Here is a 17,293-nt window from a genome sequence, read left to right as displayed (position 1 = left end):
TGCGTCAGCAATGTCGATGTTCGGCAGTTGACTAGTACACAGTACCATTTAAATAATCGCACATCGTACGAGTCATCCCGTCGACGGTGGGCCGAAGTTCGATGCCGGCTGCGAGCGCACGTTGCCCGCGGTCCGTGGAGCCAAAGAGAAAAATCATGTCACGCACAATCAAGCACCTGCTTGTCGGAGGCCTACTCACCATGACCATGGCAGTTCCCACCACGACGACGGCCAACGAGAGCGATCTCAAGCTGACTATCGTCAATCCTCAGAATCTCTACGACCCCACGCCGAACGGTTACAGCACAGCGGTTATCGTGCCCGCCGGCGCGCGGGTCGCCTACATCTCGGGGCAGGGTGGCCAGGACGCCACGGGCAGCCTGTCGCCCGACTTCGCGGTGCAGGTGAAGCAGGCCTACGCCAACCTGCGCAGCGCCCTCGACGCGCTTGACGCAAAGCCCGGCCAGGTCGCCAAGCTCACCGTGTACGTGGTCGACCACGACATGTCGAAGCTTGGCGTGCTGACCCAGAACGTCAAGGAGATGTTTGGCGACACGCTGCCGGCGCAGACTTTGATCCCCGTCCCCAAGCTCGCCGTCGCCCCCATGCTCTTCGAGGTCGAAGCCATCGTCATGCTGAAGTAGCGGTGGCTCGCTCGGCGTGACCAATGCGTCGCTCGGCATCGATGTTTGACCGTCAATCGGGATGCCGGCCTCGCCGGGATCGCGCATCCCGTTGGACCTGGAATTTCCAGCCGGAGAAACGTCGATCTTGGCGAGCAGAATAATAAAATTGACAGCGACGGCTAATAAATATAAATACCGGCTGTCGATATTTGCTTGTTCGATTTTTGTTATTGCGCAAAAACACTGTGCGCCAACGAACATCCCTTCAAATAAAATCGCGATGTGAAACAGCCGTGCATTCGCCTGGCTGTCGATGAATATTTGCCACGAAAGGGGTTTGTTATGACCACTGGCACAGTGAAATGGTTCAATGCTACCAAGGGCTTCGGCTTCATCCAGCCTGACAACGGCGGTCCGGACGTGTTCGTCCATATTTCCGCTGTAGAACGGGCCGGCATGCGTGAAATCGTCGAAGGCCAGAAGATCGCCTACGAGATGGAGCGCGACAACAAGTCGGGCAAGATGTCTGCCGGCCAGCTGCAGGCCGCCTGATCAAACTTTGCACCCTTCGGTGACCACGGATGTACTGGCACCGTTACAGGGCGCGAGCGACTACAAAAGCCAGGCAGTTTGCCTGGCTTTTTTGTTGCCAGCGCGCGGCCTCTTTTCGAAACTGTAGGAACAAGCATGACCGATTCCCAGAGCAAGGCACGAGAGCAAGCCGAGTCAGCCTTCGGCAAGACGCAGTCGCAATCTCTTGCCCGCAATCGGATCAACTCCGAGATCGACGCGGTCGTTCAGCAGCGCGAGGAAAAGACCTTGCGCTTGCGCGCGCTACGGCTGGAAAGGGAAGCCAGCGAGCTTGCTGCAATTTCGGCGCCCGCCCGCAAAGGCAAAGCTATTTAGAAATAACGACAAGATCAGCGGCTGGGCGGTCAGCAATGGCTGGCCTCGCCAGGGTCGCGCATCCCCTGGCGTCAGTCGTCCAGGCGCTCACCGTCGTCGAAATCTGAACCGCTTCCAGGCGAGCGGGTTGCCGGCTCACCTGAACGCCCCGTTTACTCTGGCGCTGCCCGAGCGCATGCTTTGCCGAGCACCGGGAGCGACCCTATGAGCATTCTGTCTGCGCGCGCGATCTCGTCGGCCGACGCCATCGACACGGTTTTCAGGTTCTTCAGCAGCTATCGCGACGGCGTCGACGACAAGGATGTGCGCGCCGATCTCACCTTCGGCAATCCGCACGAAATGCCGCTGCCTGCGATGGTGGCGGCGATCAAAGCTAGGACGGAGCCGAAACGCGCGAACTGGTTCGCTTACAAGACCAGCGAAGAGGAGCCGCGCACGGTGATTGCCGAGGCCCTTGGCGCCGAACTCGGGCTGCCATTCCACCCCGAGGACATCGCGATGACACAGGGCGCCTTCGGTGCGATCGCGCTCGCCTTTTCCCTGCTGCTTGACCCCGGCGACGAATGCGTCATCCCGCTGCCGGGCTGGTTCTGCTATGCCACCACACTGCGCGCCCGCAATGCTGTACCGGTTCCGGTCCCGCTCGCCGAAGGAACATTCGACCTCGACGTGGCCGCCATCGAGGCTGCGATCACGCCGCGCACGCGGATCGTTGTCGTCAACACCCCGCACAATCCGACGGGCGTCATCTACAGCCGGGAACGTCTGACCGAACTCGCCGCCATGCTCACCCGCAAGTCGGCTGAGTTTGGCCGCCCAATCTTCATCCTGTCCGACGAACCCTACCGCCGCATCCGCTTCGACGGCGTGCCCTTCACCAGCCCCGCCGCCGTCTACCCCCACACGCTCATCGACTACAGCTACGGCAAGATCCTGCTCGCGCCTGGCCTGCGCATCGGCTACCTCGCAATCTCCCCGTCCATGCCAGAAGCCGACAAGCAGGCCCTGCGCGCGGCGGCGTTGACTTCGCAGGTTGGTGGCGGCTGGAATTTTCCCGATGCGCCGCTGCAATATGCGGTCGGCGATCTTGAAAGGATGAGCATCGACATCGGCGCACTTCAGCGTAAACGCGACCGGCTGCACGGCGCGCTGACGCAATGGGGCTACAGCATGACCAAGCCAGAAGGCACATTCTATCTCTGGGGCCGCGCGCCGGGCGGCGAGTCGGTTGGCTTCACCCGCAGACTGGCGGATCAAGGTGTCTTCGTGATGCCGGGAACGCTCTTCGACCGGCCTACGGATTTCCGGATCAGCCTGACGGGCACTGCAGAGATGATCGAGGCGAGCCTTCCTGTCTTCGAGGTTGCAGCCTAACGCCGTTCAAATCGGGATGCAGGGGTTCGCAATTTGATAGCTGGCGGAGAGAGCGGGATTCGAACCCGCGTTACGGTCTCCCGTAAACACACTTTCCAGGCGTGCGCCTTCAACCACTCGGCCACCTCTCCGCATGCGCGCTTTGCGCCGGCTGGTTATGCCGGGCCGGTTGGGAGTGCACGCATCTCCTTGGCGTCGGCTCGTTGAGCCGTCATTCGGGTGCAGCCAACCTGCCGGGCACCCATCGCCTGCCGCCGAACACATTTGAGCGTCCGGCTGCGGGGCTCATCTAGTCGATCCTGCGCCGCTTGCCAAGCGCTGACGTGGCAAATGTTATCAGGCAAAATGATCCCGGTAGCATCCAGCGCCGGCAATGGGGCGGGTCGCGGCCACAGGGCGAGTTCCCGGCGCCGTCGTTGCCGTCCTTGCAAGTGCCTGGCTCTCTGTCACAAAGTGGTCCTCAGGGGCAGGGGGAGATTCGATGTCGTCCGAGAACGAACCGTCCGGCTGGGACATCTGGCGCTGGCTGCCGGTGGCCTGGTTGTGCCTTGTCATGGCGCTCAGCGCGCGCGGCATCGACGCCAGCTTTGCCATCATGCTCGATTTTTCGATGCCATCGGCAGTGCTGGGGCTGATCTATGCCTCGGTCGCCTTCAGCGCGGTGACGATTGCCTGGGGCATCTATCTGGTCGTGCTCGCCTACAATCGCGATGTTCGCTTCCCGCGCAACTTCACCATCTGGCAGTGGACGATCATCGCCTTCATCGTCCTCAAGCAGATCTATATTCTTGTCATGCCCAACTTTGCCTTCGGCCTTGAAGGTCTCGCCTGGGACGGCGGCGAGATCGCCATCGGCCTTGCCATGATCTGGCTGGTCGGCCGACAGGACCAGCCACAGGCCTTGTTGAGCAAAGCCCCGCACGAGCGGCCGCGGCTGCTGGTCTCTGTCGTTGCTGCCATCATCGGCGTCGTTGTCGGTGGGGCGCTGGGAACAGGTCTCGGGCTCGCGATTGGCACTGCCATTTCCGAAGCCACCGACATGAGCTGCTTCGAAGGCGCCTGCGGCTATTTCGTCGTGTTGATCGGCCTCGGCGGCCTGCTTGTCGGCGCGGTTGCGGGCGGCATCTTCGCCGTCTGGCGGGTCAATCGCCGCAAGCCGAAGCCGGCAGTCCCGCCGCAAACGCCTGTCAATTAGCCGTGTCTTCGATTGCACCCGCCGGCCACGCGGCCTATTTCTCGTTCATAATCGATATCCAGGACCACCGATGATCCGCTTCGTGTTCCGTCTTGCCGCCGCAATAGCGCTCTCGGTCGCCGTCATCATGGCCGTGCTCGACGCCACCCGCACCGTTGCCGTGTCACGGCTTGTCATGACCCCGCTCGACACCAGCTGGTCGACGGCCTCGCCCGATACCCTTGCCGCGACCGAGACATTCGTCCGCGAAAAGACCGGACCGGCCGTCTGGGACAGCTTCGTCGTGCCGGTGCTCAACCAGCCGGGCTTCGCGGTCTTCGCCGTGCTCGCCTTCCTGCTCTACGCGATTGGCCACCGGCGTCGTGCAGGCCGCTTCACCGGCGAGGTCTGAGGCCGCAGCCGAGGCGCGACAGGGTTCGGCGCAACGACAAGGAAAGAAGGCAGATGTTTTTCCTGAGCGACATGCTGAACAAGAAGCTCAAGCTGCCGACTTCGAGCGAAGCGCTGCCCGGCCGCGAGCGGGCCATCCCGACCGCCTCCAAGCATTACGTCTCCAAGCGCCCGCTCAAGGGGCCATATCCCGAAGGCTTCGAGCAGGCGCTTTTCGGCCTTGGCTGCTTCTGGGGTGCGGAGCGCCTGTTCTGGCAGACTCCAGGCGTGTGGGTGACCGCTGTCGGTCATGCCGGTGGGCTTACGCCCAATCCGACCTACCAGGAGACGTGCACGGGCCTGACCGGTCATGCCGAAGTCGTGTTGGTGATCTATGATCCGACGAAGGCCAGCTATGCCGAGTTGCTGAAGATCTTCTGGGAGAGCCACGACCCGACCCAGGGCATGCGCCAGGGCAACGATGTCGGCACCACCTACCGTTCGGCGCTCTACACCTTCTCGGATGCCCAGCTGGCCGAGGCGATTGCCTCGCGCGATGCCTATCAGTCAGCACTCAAGGCTGCCGGACGCGAAAAGATCACCACCGAGATTGGCACAGCACCCCAGTTCTATTTCGCCGAAGACGATCACCAGCAATACCTTGCCAAGAATCCCCATGGCTATTGTGGCCTCAAGGGCACCGGCGTTGCTTGCGCAATCCCTGAGAAGGCCGCCGTTTAGACATTCGTTTCACGCGCCATTTGCGATGCCTGTGCATTTTTCCAAAAGGTCAAGATTCCGCGTGAATTTTGTCTTGGCCCGTGCAAGATATGGCCATGCGCGGGGGGAGAGATCCTCGCCATAGGCCGTGCGGCAGCCGGAGGAACGGCTCGCGCGGCGATTGCAAAAAAGACAACCGACAGGGTGTTGATCACATGAAACGTATCGTCCTCGGCCTTCTGGCGGCTACCGCCATGTGCCTTCCGGCGCTCGCTGCTGATGTTCAGCCGGCGCTGCTCTACGATCTCGGTGGCAAGTTCGACAAGTCGTTCAACGAAGCGTCCTTCAACGGCGCCGAGAAGTTCAAGGCCGAGACCGGCATTGCTTATGTCGAGTTCGAAGTCTCCAACGCCTCGCAGCGCGACCAAGCCCTGCGCCGCTTCGCCGAGGATGGCCGCAACCCGATCGTCATGGCCGGCTTTGCCTGGTCCGAGGCGCTCGCCAAGGTCGCTGCCGACTATCCGGACCTCAAGTTCGCCATCATCGACATGGTCGTCGAGAAGCCAAACGTGAAGTCGATCGTGTTCAAGGAGCACGAAGGCTCCTACCTCGTGGGCGTCATGGCAGCCCTTGCCTCGCAGTCCAAGAAGGTCGGCTTCGTCGGCGGCATGGACGTTCCGCTGATCCGCAAGTTCGGCTGCGGTTATGTCGGCGGCGCCAAGGCTGCCGGTGCCACCGAAGTCATCCAGAACATGACCGGCGACACCCCTGCCGCCTGGAACGACCCGACCAAGGGCGGCGAAATCACCAAGACCCAGATTTCGCAGGGCGCTGACGTCATCTACGCAGCAGCCGGCGGCACCGGTGTCGGCGTGCTCCAAGCTGCTGCCGACGGCGGCAAGCTCGGCATCGGCGTCGACTCCAACCAGAACGGCCTGCAGCCGGGCAAGGTGCTGACCTCGATGCTCAAGCGCGTCGACGTCGCTGTCTACAACGCCTTCATGGATGCCAAGAACGACAAGTTCGAAGGTGGCATCAACAATCTCGGCCTCAAGGAAGGTGGCGTCGACTACGCCATGGACGACAACAACAAGGCGCTCGTCACCGACGAGATGAAGGCAGCGGTCGAAAAGGCCAAGGCCGACATCATCGCCGGCACGATCCAGGTGCATGACTACACCTCGGACGACAAGTGCCCCTATTGATCGGTTAGCCTGATCGAAATCCACGCCGCCGGGCAGCGTCCGGCGGCGTGGATCGTTGTGGCCCAGTCTTTTGGGACGGCAGTCAATGTTCACCGTGACCGGAATTGGCGGCTTCTTCTTTCGCGCCAATGATCCTCAAGCACTCGCTGCCTGGTACGAAAAGCACCTCGGCATCACGGACATTTCGCGCGCGGTCTGGAAACAACAGGCGGGGCCGACGATCCTTTCGCCCTTCAGCCGGGACACCGAATATTTCGGCCGTCCGGAGCAGCATTGGTTGATCAATTTGCGCGTCGATGACCTCGACGCGGCGATGTCCGACTTGAAGGCCGCAGGCATCGCGGTGGAAACGCGGGCGGAGTGGGACTCCGAGGTCGGACGGTTCTGCCGGATCCACGATCCCGAGGGCAATCCGATCGAGCTGTGGCAGCCATCCGACGCGGCCGGTCTGGCCTGAACCTTGGTCGGCCTGGATCGTGATCGGAAAGCTGGTTTACCAGTGGGGCGGCTTGGTCACCGGCGTGTCGGGTGCCGTCTGTTCCTCGAGCACCAGGAAACGCTCGGTGAGGGCGTCGAGCTTCTTCTGCATCCGCTCGATGGTCTTCCACTGTTCGGCGATCTGGCCGGAAAGCTCCTCGATCGTATGCTCCTGTTCGGCGGCGCGTATTTCCAGCGTCGTCAGCCGGTCATCGGGCGTGGTCATGGGCGATCCTCATTGGGCCGTCATATCGGTCGTCGCGTCGAAATTGGCCACGGTTCGGTCAATTCCTTGGGGGCACGGGGCGAGCCGATTGGCAGGGCAGTATCGGCGTGCTAGCTCTTTCGGCAAGCCATAACAAGAACATAAGAAACCTGAGGTGGGACGGTCGTATGGCGGAAGCAGCTATCGAACTGATCGGCATCAACAAGAGTTTTGGTGCTGTCCGCGCCAACCGCGACATCGCGCTCGAAATACCGCGTGGCACCATCCACGGCATCATCGGTGAAAACGGCGCCGGCAAGTCGACGCTGATGTCGATCCTCTACGGCTTCTACCAGGCCGACAGCGGTGAAATCCGCGTCAATGGCAAGCCGACGAACATCAAGACACCGAATGATGCCATCGCCGCAGGCATCGGCATGGTTCACCAGCACTTCATGCTGGTCGAGAATTTCTCGGTGCTGGAAAACGTCATCCTCGGCGCCGAAGGTGAGGCGCTGCTCAACAAGTCGATCTCCAAGGCGCGTTCCGAGCTGCGCCGGCTGGAGCAGGAATACGGCCTCGAGGTCGATCCCGATGCGATCATCGAGGAACTGCCCGTCGGCCTGCAGCAGCGCGTCGAAATCCTCAAGGCGCTCTATCGCGGCGCCGAAATCCTCATCCTCGACGAGCCCACCGGCGTGCTCACCCCGGCCGAGGCCGACCATCTGTTCCGCATCCTCCAGCAGCTGAAGGAGCAGGGCAAGACGGTGGTGCTGATCACGCACAAGCTGCGCGAGATCATGGCGATCACCGACAACGTTTCGGTCATGCGCCAAGGCACGATGGTGGCGACCCGCAAGACCAGCGAAACCACCGTCGAGGAACTAGCAGAGCTGATGGTTGGCCGCCGCGTGCTGCTACGTGTCGAAAAAGGCGAGGCCAAGCCCGGCGCCGTCAAGCTCGCGGTCAAGAACCTGACGGTCAAGGATTCGCGCGGCGTCACCATGGTCGACGACGTGTCCTTCGACATCCGCGCCGGCGAGATCGTCGGCATCGCCGGTGTCGCCGGCAACGGCCAGTCGGAGCTGATGGAAGCCGTGTCCGGCATCCGCAAGGCGGTTTCGGGCACGGTCATGCTCGACGGCAAGCCAATCGACCTGACCGGCCAGGCCGATCCCGGCGAATTGCGCGACCGCGGTCTCGCCCATGTGCCGGAAGACCGCCACCATGTCGGCCTCGTGCTCGCCTTCGACGAAAGCGAGAATTCGATCCTCGGCTATCACGACAAGCCGCAATATCTCAAAGGCCCGTTCCTCAATCTCGACGCGATCCAGAAGGACGCGCAGGAAAAGATCGAGAAATACGACATCCGCCCGGCCAATCCCCGGCTCAAGACAGCCAATTTCTCCGGTGGCAACCAGCAGAAGATCGTGCTCGCGCGTGAGATCGAGCAGGACCCCGGCGTGCTGATCGTCGGCCAGCCGACCCGCGGAGTCGACGTCGGCGCCATCGAATTCATCCACAAGCGCCTGATCGCGATGCGTGACCAGGGCAAGGCCGTGCTGCTGGTCTCGGTCGAGCTCGACGAGATCCGCTCGCTGTCCGACCGCATCCTGGTGATGTTCGCCGGCCGCGTCGTCGGCGAGCGCGGGCCCGAAACCAGCGAAGGCGAGCTTGGGCTTCTGATGGCAGGCGTCGAACACAAGGAGGCCGCCGAATGAGCACGCCTTACGCAAAACTCCCGGCCTGGGCTGACTACGGGCTCATTCCCCTCATCAACCTGCTCGTCGCCTTCGTCGTCGCCGGCCTTGTCGTACTGCTTGTCGGCGAAAACCCGCTGCGTGCCGCGGTCATCCTCGTCGAGGGCGCCTTCGGCAGCGGCCAGGGCCTCGCCTACACGCTGTTTTACGCCACCAACTTCATCTTCACCGGTCTGGCGGTCGCGGTCGCCTTCCATTGCGGCCTGTTCAACATCGGCGGCGAAGGCCAAGCCTATATCGCCGGCCTCGGCATCGCCGTCGTTGTGCTGGCCTTCGACAGTACGCTGCCCTGGTGGGTCGTCTTCCCTATGGCGATCATAGCTTCCGCGCTGTTCGGCGCGCTCTGGGCGCTGATCCCGGCCTATCTCCAGGCCAAGCGCGGCTCGCATATCGTCATCACCACCATCATGTTCAACTTCATCGCCGCGTCGGTGATGGTCTACATGCTGGTCAACGTGCTGAAGCCGGCCGGCTCGATGGCGCCGCAAACGCGTCAGTTCGTCGAGGGCGGGCAACTGCCCAAACTCGGCTGGCTTCTTGCCGAATTCGGCCTCACCGTCAGGCCGTCGGCGCCGCTCAACATCTCGTTCCTTTTGGCGCTGGTCATGGCCTTCCTGGTCTGGGTGCTGATCTGGCGCACCAAGCTCGGCTACGAGATCCGCACCTTCGGCTTCAGCTCGAAGGCCGCGCGCTACGCCGGCATTTCGGAAACCCGCATCATCATCGTCACCATGCTGATTTCGGGCGCGCTCGCCGGCATGATGGCGCTCAACCCGATCATGGGCGACCAGCACAACGTGCCGCTCGACTTCGTTTCCGGCGCCGGTTTCGTCGGCATCGCAGTGGCGCTGATGGGCCGCTCGCATCCGGCTGGCATCGTGCCGGCGGCGATCCTGTTCGGCATGCTCTACCAGGGCGGCGCCGAACTCGCCTTCGAGATGCCGAACATTTCCCGCGACATGATCGTCATCATCCAGGGCCTGGTGATCCTGTTCGCCGGTGCGCTGGAAAACATGTTCCGGCCGACGATCCAGGGCATCTTCGCCAGTGTCAGTCCACGATCGGTCGGCATCACGGCGACCAAAGGGGAGCGTGCCTGAAATGGAATTCGTCGACGCGCTCATCAACATCCTGAACTCGACAATCCGCGTTTCGGTGCCGCTGCTGCTCGCTTGCCTCGCCGGCCTCTATTCGGAACGTGCCGGCGTCTTCGACATCGGCCTTGAAGGCAAGATGCTGGCCGGTGCATTTGCCGGAGCGGCGGCTGCGGCTGTGTTCGCTTCGGCGTGGATCGGCCTGCTCGTCGCCGTGCTGGTTTCGGTCGGCATGGCGCTGGTCCACGGCTTTGCCTCCATCACCCATCGCGGCAACCAGATCGTCTCTGGCGTAGCCATCAACTTCATTGCCGCCGGGTCGACAATCATCCTCGGCCAGGCCTGGTTCCAGCAGGGTGGGCGCACGCCCTCGCTGCCGCCGGAAGGCCGCTTTGGGGAGATCAAGCTGCCCGGTGCCGACGCCCTGCGCGACGTGCCCGTCATCGGCCAGCTCTATTCCGGCCTGCTGTCGGGCCATTCGCTGTTGACCTACGTCGCCTTCCTCGCCGTGCCGTTCACCTGGTGGGTGCTGTTCCGCACCCGCTTCGGCCTGCGCCTGCGCGCCGTGGGCGAAAACCCGGCTGCAGTCGACACTGCGGGCATCTCGGTCGCCTGGCTGCGCTATCGCGCCGTCATTTGCACCGGCATCCTCACCGGCCTTGCCGGCTCCTACATGGCGCTCGCCCAGAACGCCGGCTTCGTCAAGGACATGACCGCCGGCCGCGGCTACATCGCGCTCGCCGCCCTGATCTTCGCCAAGTGGAAGCCGGTGCCGGCGATGTTCGCCTGCCTGCTGTTTGGGTTCCTCGACGCGCTGTCGATCCGCCTGCAGGGCACGCCGCTGCCGCTCATCGGCAAGGTGCCGGTCCAGCTGATGCAGGCGCTGCCCTACATCCTCACCGTCATCCTGCTCGCCGGCTTCATCGGCAAGGCCATCCCGCCCCGCGCAGGCGGCGTGCCTTATGTGAAGGAGCGCTGATCTTGTCCCATGATCTCTTCCAGGCGGCGACAGCCGCCATGGCCAAGGCCTACGCGCCCTATTCGAAATTCCCCGTCGGCGCGGCACTGCGCACCGAGGACGGCCGGGTCTTCGCCGGCGCCAATATCGAGGTCGCGTCCTATCCCGAGGGCTGGTGCGCCGAGACCACGGCGCTTGGCCACTACATCATGGGCGGCGGCGGCAAGATCACCGAGATCGCGGTCGTCGCCGAACGCATGGCCCGTATCACGCCCTGTGGCGGTTGCCGCCAGCGCCTCGCCGAATTCACCAGCCCGGACACCAAACTGTATCTCTGCGACGCTGCCGGCATCGTCGAAACGGTCACCATGGGCCAGATGCTGCCCTACGGTTTTGAAGGTGAGATCCTGAAATGAAGGAAGCCGTCGATCGCCTCGTCGAGCAACTCGACGGTCTCGCTCCAGCAACCGCCATGGTGCTGGGCTCCGGCCTCGGCGGCCTGGTCGACGAGGTCGAGAACGCCGTCCGCATCCCTTACGCCGCCTTGCCCGGTTTCCCCCGCAGCGGCGTGACCGGTCATGCCGGCGAGCTCGTTGCCGGCCTGTTTGGCGGCCAGCCTGTCATCATGATGGCCGGCCGCGCCCATTATTACGAGCATGGCGACGCCTCGGTCATGCGGCCGGCGCTCGAGACGCTTGCCGGCATCGGTGTCACCCAGCTCGTGCTGACCAATGCCGCCGGTTCCGTCGATCCTGAAATGCTGCCCGGCTCGATCATGCTGATCGAGGACCATATCAATTTCGCCGGCGCCAACCCGTTGTTCGGCGAGCCGACCGACCGCCGTTTCGTCGGCATGACCGAGGCCTATGACGCCGGTCTGCGCAAGGCGTTCGAAGCTGCCGCTGCAGCTGCCGCCATCGACCTGCACAAGGGCGTCTACATGTGGTTCTCCGGCCCGTCCTTCGAGACGCCGGCCGAAATCCGCATGGCCCGCATGTTCGGCGCCAATGCGGTCGGCATGTCGACCGTGCCGGAAGCGATCATTGCCCGCTTCCTCGGCCTCAAGGTGCTCGCCTGTTCGGTCATCACCAATCTCGCCGCCGGCATGACGGGGGCCGAGTTGTCGCATCGCGAGACCAAGGATATGGCCCCCATCGGTGGCGGCCGCCTCGCGACGGTTCTGCGCAAGATGTTCGAAAAGGGCCCGCTCGATGGCTGAGGACAGGGTGGCGACTGCGGAGAACATTTCGTTCCTTCGCGCCCCCCTCTGGCCTGCCGGCCATCTCCCCCTCAAGGGGGGAGATCAGCCTTCATCTCCACTTTCGCCAATCGCCAGCACCGCAATACGGGCAGCGAGGGTGCCACAGGCGATTTCCCCCCTTGAGGGGGAGATGGCGGGCAGGCCAGAGGGGGGCAACGTCGAGCGTCAGCCTTCCCGGATCGGGAGCATCATCTGATGCTCCCGCAGGAAATCATCCGCCGCAAGCGCGACGGCAAGGCGCTCGCCCCGGCTGAAATCGCCGCCTTTGTCCAGGGCATCACCTCGGGCGCTGTGTCAGAGGGCCAGATCGCGGCCTTCGGCATGGCCGTCTTCTTCAACGGCATGAGCCGCGACGAGGCGGTGGCGCTGACGTCAGCCATGCGCGATTCCGGCGACGTGCTCGACTGGTCGGACCTGCCCGGTCCCGCCACCGACAAGCATTCCACCGGTGGCGTCGGCGACAACGTCTCGCTGATGCTGGCGCCCATCGTCGCTGCCTGCGGGGCCTATGTGCCGATGATATCCGGCCGTGGCCTCGGCCACACCGGCGGCACGCTCGACAAGATGGATTCGATCCCGGGCTACGCCAGCCAGCCCGACCTTGCCCTGTTCCGCCGCACGGTGCGTGAAGCCGGCTGCGCCATCATCGGCCAGACATCAGACCTCGCCCCCGCCGACAAGCGCTTCTACGGCGTGCGCGACGTCACCGCGACGGTCGAATCGGTGCCGCTCATCACCGCTTCGATCCTGTCCAAGAAGCTCGCTGCCGGCCTCGGTTCGCTGGTGCTCGACGTCAAGATCGGCAATGGCGCCTTCATGGAAAGCGCGCGTGATGCGTCGGCACTCGCCACAAGCCTCGTCGAGGTCGCTAATGGCGCTGGCCTCAAGACCACCGCGCTGATCACCGGCATGAACGAGCCGCTGGCCTCCGCCGCCGGCAACGCCGTCGAGGTCCAGAACGCTGTCGATTTCCTCACCGGCCGCTTCCGCGATCCGCGCCTCGAAGAGGTGACGCTGGCGCTCGCCGCCGAGATGCTGTTGTCCGCTGGCCGGGCCAGCTCGCAGCGCGAGGGGCTTCAGCGGGCGCGCACCGCGCTCGCCGACGGCACTGCCGCCGACATCTTCGGCCGCATGGTCTCAGTCCTCGGCGGTCCGGCCGATTTTGTGGCGAACCCGGCAAAGTACCTGCCCAAGGCGGACGTGGAACTGGTGGTCAAAGCCCCGCGCAGCGGCTTTGTCTCAGCCATCGCCACCCGCGACATCGGCCTAACCGTCGTCGCGCTGGGCGGCGGCCGCACCCGGCCCGAGGACAAGGTCGACCACGCTGTCGGCATCACCGGGCTGCTGCCGGTCGGCACCGAGGTGCGGGCAGGCGACGCGCTCGCCCACGTCCATGGCCGCAGTCCGTTTGCGGCGGAAACTGCCGCCGCTTCGGTGCTTGCGGCCTACACGCTGGACGACTCAAAGCCCGCAGCGGCAAAAGTCATCGCCAGACGCATTGCGCCGCGCAGCTAGTTAGCCACGCGGCGCAACTCACGTCCGACAAGGTCAGCTTGCGTGCTTCCTACCGAAGCAGGCAACGGCGATTGCAGCCAGCAGCGTCGCTGCGCCGCTGTAGGCGAAGGCGCTGGCAACGCCTGAATTGTCGACCAGCAGGCCGCCGAACACGGCGCCCAGCGCGATCGCCACCTGGAAGGTCGCGACGAGCAGTCCGCCGGCACTTTCCGCCTGGTCGGGCGCAGCCCGCACCATCCATGTCTGCACGCCAACCGGCACGGCGCCGAAGGCAAAACCCCACGCCGCAACGGCGATGGCGGAGATAACAGGCGATGCACCCTGCAGCAGCAGTGCAACAGCTGAGACTGCAATCAGCAGCGGCGCAAGCATGACGGCTGCCTTGAGGTTACGCTCGGCGAGGAAGCCGCCGGCGAAATTGCCGAAGAAACCGCCGATGCCGAAGGCCAGCAGCACCAGCGAGACGTTTTCGATGGTGAGCACCGGTACCTGTTCCAGGAAGGCCCTGACATAGGTGAAGCCGGCGAAATGCCCGGAGGCAGTCAAAAGGACGACGAGCAGCACGACCCTGACCATCGGGTTCCTGGAGACGTCAAGCAGGCTGCGGAAGCTGGACACGCTCACCGGAGGCAGCTTGGGCAGGGTCGCGAACTGGACGATCAGCGTCACGACGCCGACTGCCGCGGCGAGCATGAAGGCGGTGCGCCATCCCCAGACGTCGCTGACATAGGCTCCGATCGGTGCGGCGCAGACGGTGGCGACGGAAACGCCGGTGAGGATGATGGACATCGCGCGCGGGAAGACGTCGCTTGGCACCAGTCGCATCGCGATGGCTGCCGACATCGACCAGAAGCCGCCGAGCGCCATGCCGAGCAGGACGCGCGCGAACAGCAGCGAGGGCAGTGACCAGGCCGTCGCCGCAAGCACGCTCGAGACGATCAGCAAAAGCGTCAGGCCGAGCATGACGTGCCGGCGGTCGATGCGCTTGGTGATGATCGACATGGTCGGCGCGGCGATGGCACCGATGACAGCCGTCGCCGTCACCGCCTGTCCGGCGGTGCCTTCGGTGATGCCGAGATCCTGCGCCAGAGGCGTCAGCAGGCTGGCCGGCAGGAACTCGGCCGTCACAAGGCCGAACACGCCGAGCGACAGCGACACCACAGCACCCCACAGGGGTTCCGCGCGCTCCTCGGCTTTCGCTTGCTGGATTGGGATACCGTCCAGCGTTGCGGTCGCGATATCGTTCATGGGGGAGGCTCTCCGATTGCAGTGCGGTGCAACATGGGGGTGGCGAATTGGCGTTTCCATGCTAGAAACGCCAGCATGAATGATCGTTCGTCCAAACTTGCCGCTGACCCGCTGACCGCCATCCTGCGCGGCTTGCGCCTGGAAGGTGTCGAATACGGTCGCTGGGAGCTGAAGGAGCCGTGGAACATCGAGTTTCCGGCCCAGGCCACGGCGCGCTTCTACTTCGTTGGCCAGAAGGCCTGCTGGCTGCGGCAGCCCAGCGGCGAGTGGGTCGAGCTTCGCTGCGGCGACGCCGTGCTGCTGCCGCGCGGCGTGGCGCATGCGATCGCCAGCGAACCGGGCGCCAAGTCGTCGCCGATCAACGGCTACGAGATCAAGCAGATCTGCGAGAAGGTGTTCTGCCTGTCGACCGAGGGCTGCCGGCCGGGCACGCTGCTGTTCTGCGGCAGCATGTATTTCAACCTCGATGGCCTGCACCCGCTGCTCGGCATGATGCCCGACGTCATGCGCACCACCGAACTCGAGGCGCATGATCCCGGCATCACCCACATGCTCGAAACCATGGCGCGCGAGGTCAAGCTCGAGCGCGTCGGTTCCGCTGGCATCGTCGCCCGGCTTGCCGACGTGCTCGCCGCCATCATCATCCGCTCATGGGTCGAGCGCGGCTGCGGCGATTCCAGCGGTTGGATCGCCGCCGTCAGGGATCCCAAGATCGGCAAGGTGCTGGCCGCGATCCATCTCGAACCGAGCCACAACTGGACGGTCGAGGCGCTGGCCCGGATGATGGGCGCCTCGCGCTCTGGTTTCGCCGACCGCTTCGCGGCCATCGTCGGCGAAACGCCGGCGCGCTACGTCACCCAGGTCAGGATGCATCAGGCACGGCAATGGCTCGTCCGCGATCGCCTGCGCATCTCGGTCGTTGCGTCTCGCCTGGGCTACGATTCGGAAGCTGCCTTCAGCCGCGCCTTCAAGCGTGTCATCGGCCAGCCTCCCGGCCATTTCAGGACGGCGGACCAGCAGAACGCGGCCTGAGGCTCACTGCACCAGAAGCAGCGCGCCGTTTTCGACCTGATACTTCTTGAGGCGCGACAGGAAGCTTATCCCGATCAGCGTGCCGTCGAGCGCCTTGTCCTCGAGCACCACCACCGGCACGTCGTCGACGCTGATCCGGCCGATCTGCAGCCTGTCGATGCGCGCAAGCGCTGCGCGTGCCGCACCGTTGGCGGTGTTGACCTGCTGGGTGAAGTCACCCGGTGCCACCTTCACCCCGGCCTTGCGCGCGGTCGAAAGGTTGATCGCCACGAGCGTCGCCCCAGTGTCGACCATCGCGTCGATCGAGCGCCCGTTGATCTTGAAGCTCGCCGTGAAATGGCCGCGCATGTCGGCGTTGATTGTCACGCTGCGGCCCGACGTGGAAGCGGTCGCTGCGCTAACCTCGATAGGCCGGGGTGCGGGTGCACTGTTGCCCGTCGCCATCTCGGTCAGCGCCTTGAACTTCTCGCCGTCCTTGTCCCAAAGCATCGGCACCGACGCGGATGCGCCAGCACAGACACCGAATATGATGAGCTTACGCAGCATGTGACGCCCTGATTTGAGGAGTCACGATAGTCCGGACAAGGTGATCGCGGCTTTAACGCCGCCCTCCCAATGTCAAAGGCGGTAAACCGTGGGTTAAGGCCTATTTGGTGCCGTACATGCGGTCGCCGGCATCGCCGAGGCCGGGGATGATGTAGCCCCGCTCGTTGAGCTCGCGGTCGATCGAGGCGGTGAACACCGGCACGTCCGGGTGCGCCTTGGTGAAGCGCTCGATGCCTTCGGGCGAGGCCAGCAGGCACAGGAAGCGCAGATTGGTGGCGCCGCGGCCCTTCAGCTTGTCGATCGCCGCAATCGCCGAATTGGCGGTTGCCAGCATCGGGTCGACGACGATCACCAGGCGGTCGCCGAGGTCGCTCGGCGCCTTGAAGAAATACTCCACCGCTTCCAGCGTCTCGTGGTCGCGATAAAGCCCGACGTGGGCGACGCGTGCCGCAGGCACCAGGTCGAGCAGGCCTTCGAGCAGGCCGTTGCCGGCGCGCAGCACGGAGGCGAACACCAACTTCTTGCCTTCGAGCGTCGGCGCTTCCATCGTCTCGATCGGCGTTTCGATCATCTTGGTGGTCAATTCGAGGTCGCGCGTCACCTCGTAGCCGAGCAACAGCGAGATCTCGCGCAGCAGCCGCCGGAAGCCGGCCGTCGAGGTTTCCTTGTCGCGCATGATGGTCAGCTTGTGTTGGACAAGCGGATGGTCGACGACGGTCACGGTCATGGCTTACGCTCCTGGAACTCGGATAATTCAGGCCATACTATCGGCTGGCGCGCCGCCGACCAATGTCGCGCCAGC

At 64.0% G+C, this 17,293-nt stretch carries 20 protein-coding genes and 1 tRNA gene; 16 read left to right on the top strand and 5 right to left on the bottom strand.

Features of this window, described 5'->3' with window-relative positions; all coding sequences use genetic code 11:
• The first annotated feature begins 155 nt into the window (after window positions 1-155).
• From ACSQ3E_RS15915 to ACSQ3E_RS15900, 4 genes are all read left to right on the top strand, one after another.
• Window positions 156-644, top strand: coding sequence for a RidA family protein (locus ACSQ3E_RS15915; protein ID WP_436123445.1), 489 nt, complete (start codon window positions 156-158; stop codon window positions 642-644).
• Window positions 645-968: 324 nt separating this feature from the next.
• Entirely contained in the window at window positions 969-1,178 is a 210-nt protein-coding gene (locus ACSQ3E_RS15910; RefSeq protein ID WP_115729494.1) for a cold-shock protein, read from the top strand.
• A gap of 135 nt (window positions 1,179-1,313) precedes the next feature.
• Window positions 1,314-1,532 carry a hypothetical protein gene (locus tag ACSQ3E_RS15905; RefSeq protein WP_310319930.1) on the top strand — a complete coding sequence of 73 codons (219 nt, stop codon included), beginning with the start codon at window positions 1,314-1,316 and terminating at the stop codon, window positions 1,530-1,532.
• Window positions 1,533-1,736: 204 nt separating this feature from the next.
• Complete coding sequence (locus ACSQ3E_RS15900) at window positions 1,737-2,906, top strand: aminotransferase class I/II-fold pyridoxal phosphate-dependent enzyme (RefSeq protein ID WP_436123444.1); 1,170 nt, start codon at window positions 1,737-1,739, stop codon at window positions 2,904-2,906.
• Window positions 2,907-2,947: 41 nt separating this feature from the next.
• On the opposite strand, the gene ACSQ3E_RS15895 is transcribed toward ACSQ3E_RS15900, so the two are convergent.
• Window positions 2,948-3,037: transfer RNA gene (locus ACSQ3E_RS15895), tRNA-Ser, on the bottom strand.
• Between the two features lie 350 nt (window positions 3,038-3,387).
• Here ACSQ3E_RS15895 and ACSQ3E_RS15890 point away from each other — a divergent pair.
• The 5 genes from ACSQ3E_RS15890 to ACSQ3E_RS15870 all read left to right on the top strand — a co-directional run bounded on the left by ACSQ3E_RS15890 (window position 3,388) and on the right by ACSQ3E_RS15870 (window position 6,852).
• Window positions 3,388-4,101 (top strand): hypothetical protein, encoded by a 714-nt coding sequence (locus ACSQ3E_RS15890; protein WP_310319925.1) that lies wholly within the window; start codon window positions 3,388-3,390, stop codon window positions 4,099-4,101.
• 70 nt (window positions 4,102-4,171) lie between these two features.
• Window positions 4,172-4,492, top strand: coding sequence for a hypothetical protein (locus tag ACSQ3E_RS15885; protein ID WP_310319922.1), 321 nt, complete (start codon window positions 4,172-4,174; stop codon window positions 4,490-4,492).
• A 53-nt stretch (window positions 4,493-4,545) separates the two neighbouring features.
• Complete coding sequence (gene msrA / locus ACSQ3E_RS15880) at window positions 4,546-5,211, top strand: peptide-methionine (S)-S-oxide reductase MsrA (protein WP_436123443.1); 666 nt, start codon at window positions 4,546-4,548, stop codon at window positions 5,209-5,211.
• A gap of 194 nt (window positions 5,212-5,405) precedes the next feature.
• Window positions 5,406-6,395: a BMP family lipoprotein gene (locus tag ACSQ3E_RS15875; RefSeq protein WP_184770036.1), complete on the top strand. Its 990-nt coding sequence runs from the start codon at window positions 5,406-5,408 to the stop codon at window positions 6,393-6,395.
• Window positions 6,396-6,480: 85 nt separating this feature from the next.
• Window positions 6,481-6,852, top strand: a complete 372-nt coding sequence (locus ACSQ3E_RS15870) for a VOC family protein (RefSeq protein WP_436123442.1) — start codon at window positions 6,481-6,483, stop codon at window positions 6,850-6,852.
• Window positions 6,853-6,888: 36 nt separating this feature from the next.
• On the opposite strand, the gene ACSQ3E_RS15865 is transcribed toward ACSQ3E_RS15870, so the two are convergent.
• A complete protein-coding gene (locus tag ACSQ3E_RS15865) occupies window positions 6,889-7,098 on the bottom strand; it encodes a SlyX family protein (protein WP_067954658.1) in 210 nt (69 codons plus the stop codon).
• A 167-nt stretch (window positions 7,099-7,265) separates the two neighbouring features.
• On the opposite strand from ACSQ3E_RS15865, the gene ACSQ3E_RS15860 reads away from it, so the two are divergent.
• The 6 genes from ACSQ3E_RS15860 (at window position 7,266) to deoA (ending at window position 13,665) form a co-directional block, all read left to right on the top strand.
• A complete protein-coding gene (locus ACSQ3E_RS15860) occupies window positions 7,266-8,798 on the top strand; it encodes an ABC transporter ATP-binding protein (RefSeq protein WP_310319904.1) in 1,533 nt (510 codons plus the stop codon).
• Window positions 8,795-9,937, top strand: coding sequence for an ABC transporter permease (locus tag ACSQ3E_RS15855; RefSeq protein WP_436123441.1), 1,143 nt, complete (start codon window positions 8,795-8,797; stop codon window positions 9,935-9,937). The genes ACSQ3E_RS15860 and ACSQ3E_RS15855 overlap by 4 nt, the downstream gene beginning before the upstream one ends.
• Window position 9,938: 1 nt before the next feature.
• Window positions 9,939-10,910: an ABC transporter permease gene (locus ACSQ3E_RS15850; protein WP_214392146.1), complete on the top strand. Its 972-nt coding sequence runs from the start codon at window positions 9,939-9,941 to the stop codon at window positions 10,908-10,910.
• A 2-nt stretch (window positions 10,911-10,912) separates the two neighbouring features.
• Window positions 10,913-11,305 (top strand): cytidine deaminase, encoded by a 393-nt coding sequence (gene cdd, locus ACSQ3E_RS15845; protein WP_436123440.1) that lies wholly within the window; start codon window positions 10,913-10,915, stop codon window positions 11,303-11,305.
• Complete coding sequence (locus tag ACSQ3E_RS15840) at window positions 11,302-12,108, top strand: purine-nucleoside phosphorylase (protein ID WP_310319893.1); 807 nt, start codon at window positions 11,302-11,304, stop codon at window positions 12,106-12,108. Before cdd ends, ACSQ3E_RS15840 begins: the two co-directional genes overlap by 4 nt.
• A gap of 237 nt (window positions 12,109-12,345) precedes the next feature.
• Window positions 12,346-13,665 (top strand): thymidine phosphorylase, encoded by a 1,320-nt coding sequence (deoA, locus tag ACSQ3E_RS15835; protein ID WP_436123439.1) that lies wholly within the window; start codon window positions 12,346-12,348, stop codon window positions 13,663-13,665.
• 33 nt (window positions 13,666-13,698) lie between these two features.
• On the opposite strand, the gene ACSQ3E_RS15830 is transcribed toward deoA, so the two are convergent.
• On the bottom strand, window positions 13,699-14,913 hold the full coding sequence (locus ACSQ3E_RS15830) for an MFS transporter (protein ID WP_436123438.1): 1,215 nt from the start codon (window positions 14,911-14,913) through the stop codon (window positions 13,699-13,701).
• A 75-nt stretch (window positions 14,914-14,988) separates the two neighbouring features.
• Here ACSQ3E_RS15830 and ACSQ3E_RS15825 point away from each other — a divergent pair, with 75 nt between their 5' ends.
• Window positions 14,989-15,945 carry an AraC family transcriptional regulator gene (locus ACSQ3E_RS15825; protein WP_436123437.1) on the top strand — a complete coding sequence of 319 codons (957 nt, stop codon included), beginning with the start codon at window positions 14,989-14,991 and terminating at the stop codon, window positions 15,943-15,945.
• A gap of 3 nt (window positions 15,946-15,948) precedes the next feature.
• On the opposite strand, the gene ACSQ3E_RS15820 is transcribed toward ACSQ3E_RS15825, so the two are convergent.
• Together ACSQ3E_RS15820 and upp are read right to left on the bottom strand one after the other, a co-directional pair.
• Window positions 15,949-16,491, bottom strand: coding sequence for a TIGR02281 family clan AA aspartic protease (locus ACSQ3E_RS15820; RefSeq protein ID WP_436123436.1), 543 nt, complete (start codon window positions 16,489-16,491; stop codon window positions 15,949-15,951).
• A 100-nt stretch (window positions 16,492-16,591) separates the two neighbouring features.
• Window positions 16,592-17,218 (bottom strand): uracil phosphoribosyltransferase, encoded by a 627-nt coding sequence (gene upp / locus ACSQ3E_RS15815; protein WP_067954623.1) that lies wholly within the window; start codon window positions 17,216-17,218, stop codon window positions 16,592-16,594.
• Window positions 17,219-17,293 lie beyond the last annotated feature (75 nt).

Source organism: Aminobacter sp. LjRoot7 (assembly GCF_964252895.1).
Classification (GTDB): domain Bacteria; phylum Pseudomonadota; class Alphaproteobacteria; order Rhizobiales; family Rhizobiaceae; genus Aminobacter; species Aminobacter aminovorans_B.
The sequence above is the reverse complement of the archived record's forward strand: the minus strand, read 5'-3'. Positions and strand labels throughout refer to the sequence as shown.

What these genes read in the sequence shown, in the direction of transcription:
- ACSQ3E_RS15915 (WP_436123445.1), top strand. Translation starts at nt 156, where the DNA reads ATGTCACGCACAATCAAGCACCTGCTTGTCGGAGGCCTACTCACCATG.
- ACSQ3E_RS15910 (WP_115729494.1), top strand. Translation starts at nt 969, where the DNA reads ATGACCACTGGCACAGTGAAATGGTTCAATGCTACCAAGGGCTTCGGC.
- ACSQ3E_RS15905 (WP_310319930.1), top strand. Translation starts at nt 1,314, where the DNA reads ATGACCGATTCCCAGAGCAAGGCACGAGAGCAAGCCGAGTCAGCCTTC.
- ACSQ3E_RS15900 (WP_436123444.1), top strand. Translation starts at nt 1,737, where the DNA reads ATGAGCATTCTGTCTGCGCGCGCGATCTCGTCGGCCGACGCCATCGAC.
- ACSQ3E_RS15890 (WP_310319925.1), top strand. Translation starts at nt 3,388, where the DNA reads ATGTCGTCCGAGAACGAACCGTCCGGCTGGGACATCTGGCGCTGGCTG.
- ACSQ3E_RS15885 (WP_310319922.1), top strand. Translation starts at nt 4,172, where the DNA reads ATGATCCGCTTCGTGTTCCGTCTTGCCGCCGCAATAGCGCTCTCGGTC.
- msrA (WP_436123443.1), top strand. Translation starts at nt 4,546, where the DNA reads ATGTTTTTCCTGAGCGACATGCTGAACAAGAAGCTCAAGCTGCCGACT.
- ACSQ3E_RS15875 (WP_184770036.1), top strand. Translation starts at nt 5,406, where the DNA reads ATGAAACGTATCGTCCTCGGCCTTCTGGCGGCTACCGCCATGTGCCTT.
- ACSQ3E_RS15870 (WP_436123442.1), top strand. Translation starts at nt 6,481, where the DNA reads ATGTTCACCGTGACCGGAATTGGCGGCTTCTTCTTTCGCGCCAATGAT.
- ACSQ3E_RS15865 (WP_067954658.1), bottom strand. Translation starts at nt 7,098, where the DNA reads ATGACCACGCCCGATGACCGGCTGACGACGCTGGAAATACGCGCCGCC.
- ACSQ3E_RS15860 (WP_310319904.1), top strand. Translation starts at nt 7,266, where the DNA reads ATGGCGGAAGCAGCTATCGAACTGATCGGCATCAACAAGAGTTTTGGT.
- ACSQ3E_RS15855 (WP_436123441.1), top strand. Translation starts at nt 8,795, where the DNA reads ATGAGCACGCCTTACGCAAAACTCCCGGCCTGGGCTGACTACGGGCTC.
- ACSQ3E_RS15850 (WP_214392146.1), top strand. Translation starts at nt 9,939, where the DNA reads ATGGAATTCGTCGACGCGCTCATCAACATCCTGAACTCGACAATCCGC.
- ACSQ3E_RS15840 (WP_310319893.1), top strand. Translation starts at nt 11,302, where the DNA reads ATGAAGGAAGCCGTCGATCGCCTCGTCGAGCAACTCGACGGTCTCGCT.
- deoA (WP_436123439.1), top strand. Translation starts at nt 12,346, where the DNA reads ATGCTCCCGCAGGAAATCATCCGCCGCAAGCGCGACGGCAAGGCGCTC.
- ACSQ3E_RS15830 (WP_436123438.1), bottom strand. Translation starts at nt 14,913, where the DNA reads ATGAACGATATCGCGACCGCAACGCTGGACGGTATCCCAATCCAGCAA.
- ACSQ3E_RS15825 (WP_436123437.1), top strand. Translation starts at nt 14,989, where the DNA reads ATGAATGATCGTTCGTCCAAACTTGCCGCTGACCCGCTGACCGCCATC.
- ACSQ3E_RS15820 (WP_436123436.1), bottom strand. Translation starts at nt 16,491, where the DNA reads ATGCTGCGTAAGCTCATCATATTCGGTGTCTGTGCTGGCGCATCCGCG.
- upp (WP_067954623.1), bottom strand. Translation starts at nt 17,218, where the DNA reads ATGACCGTGACCGTCGTCGACCATCCGCTTGTCCAACACAAGCTGACC.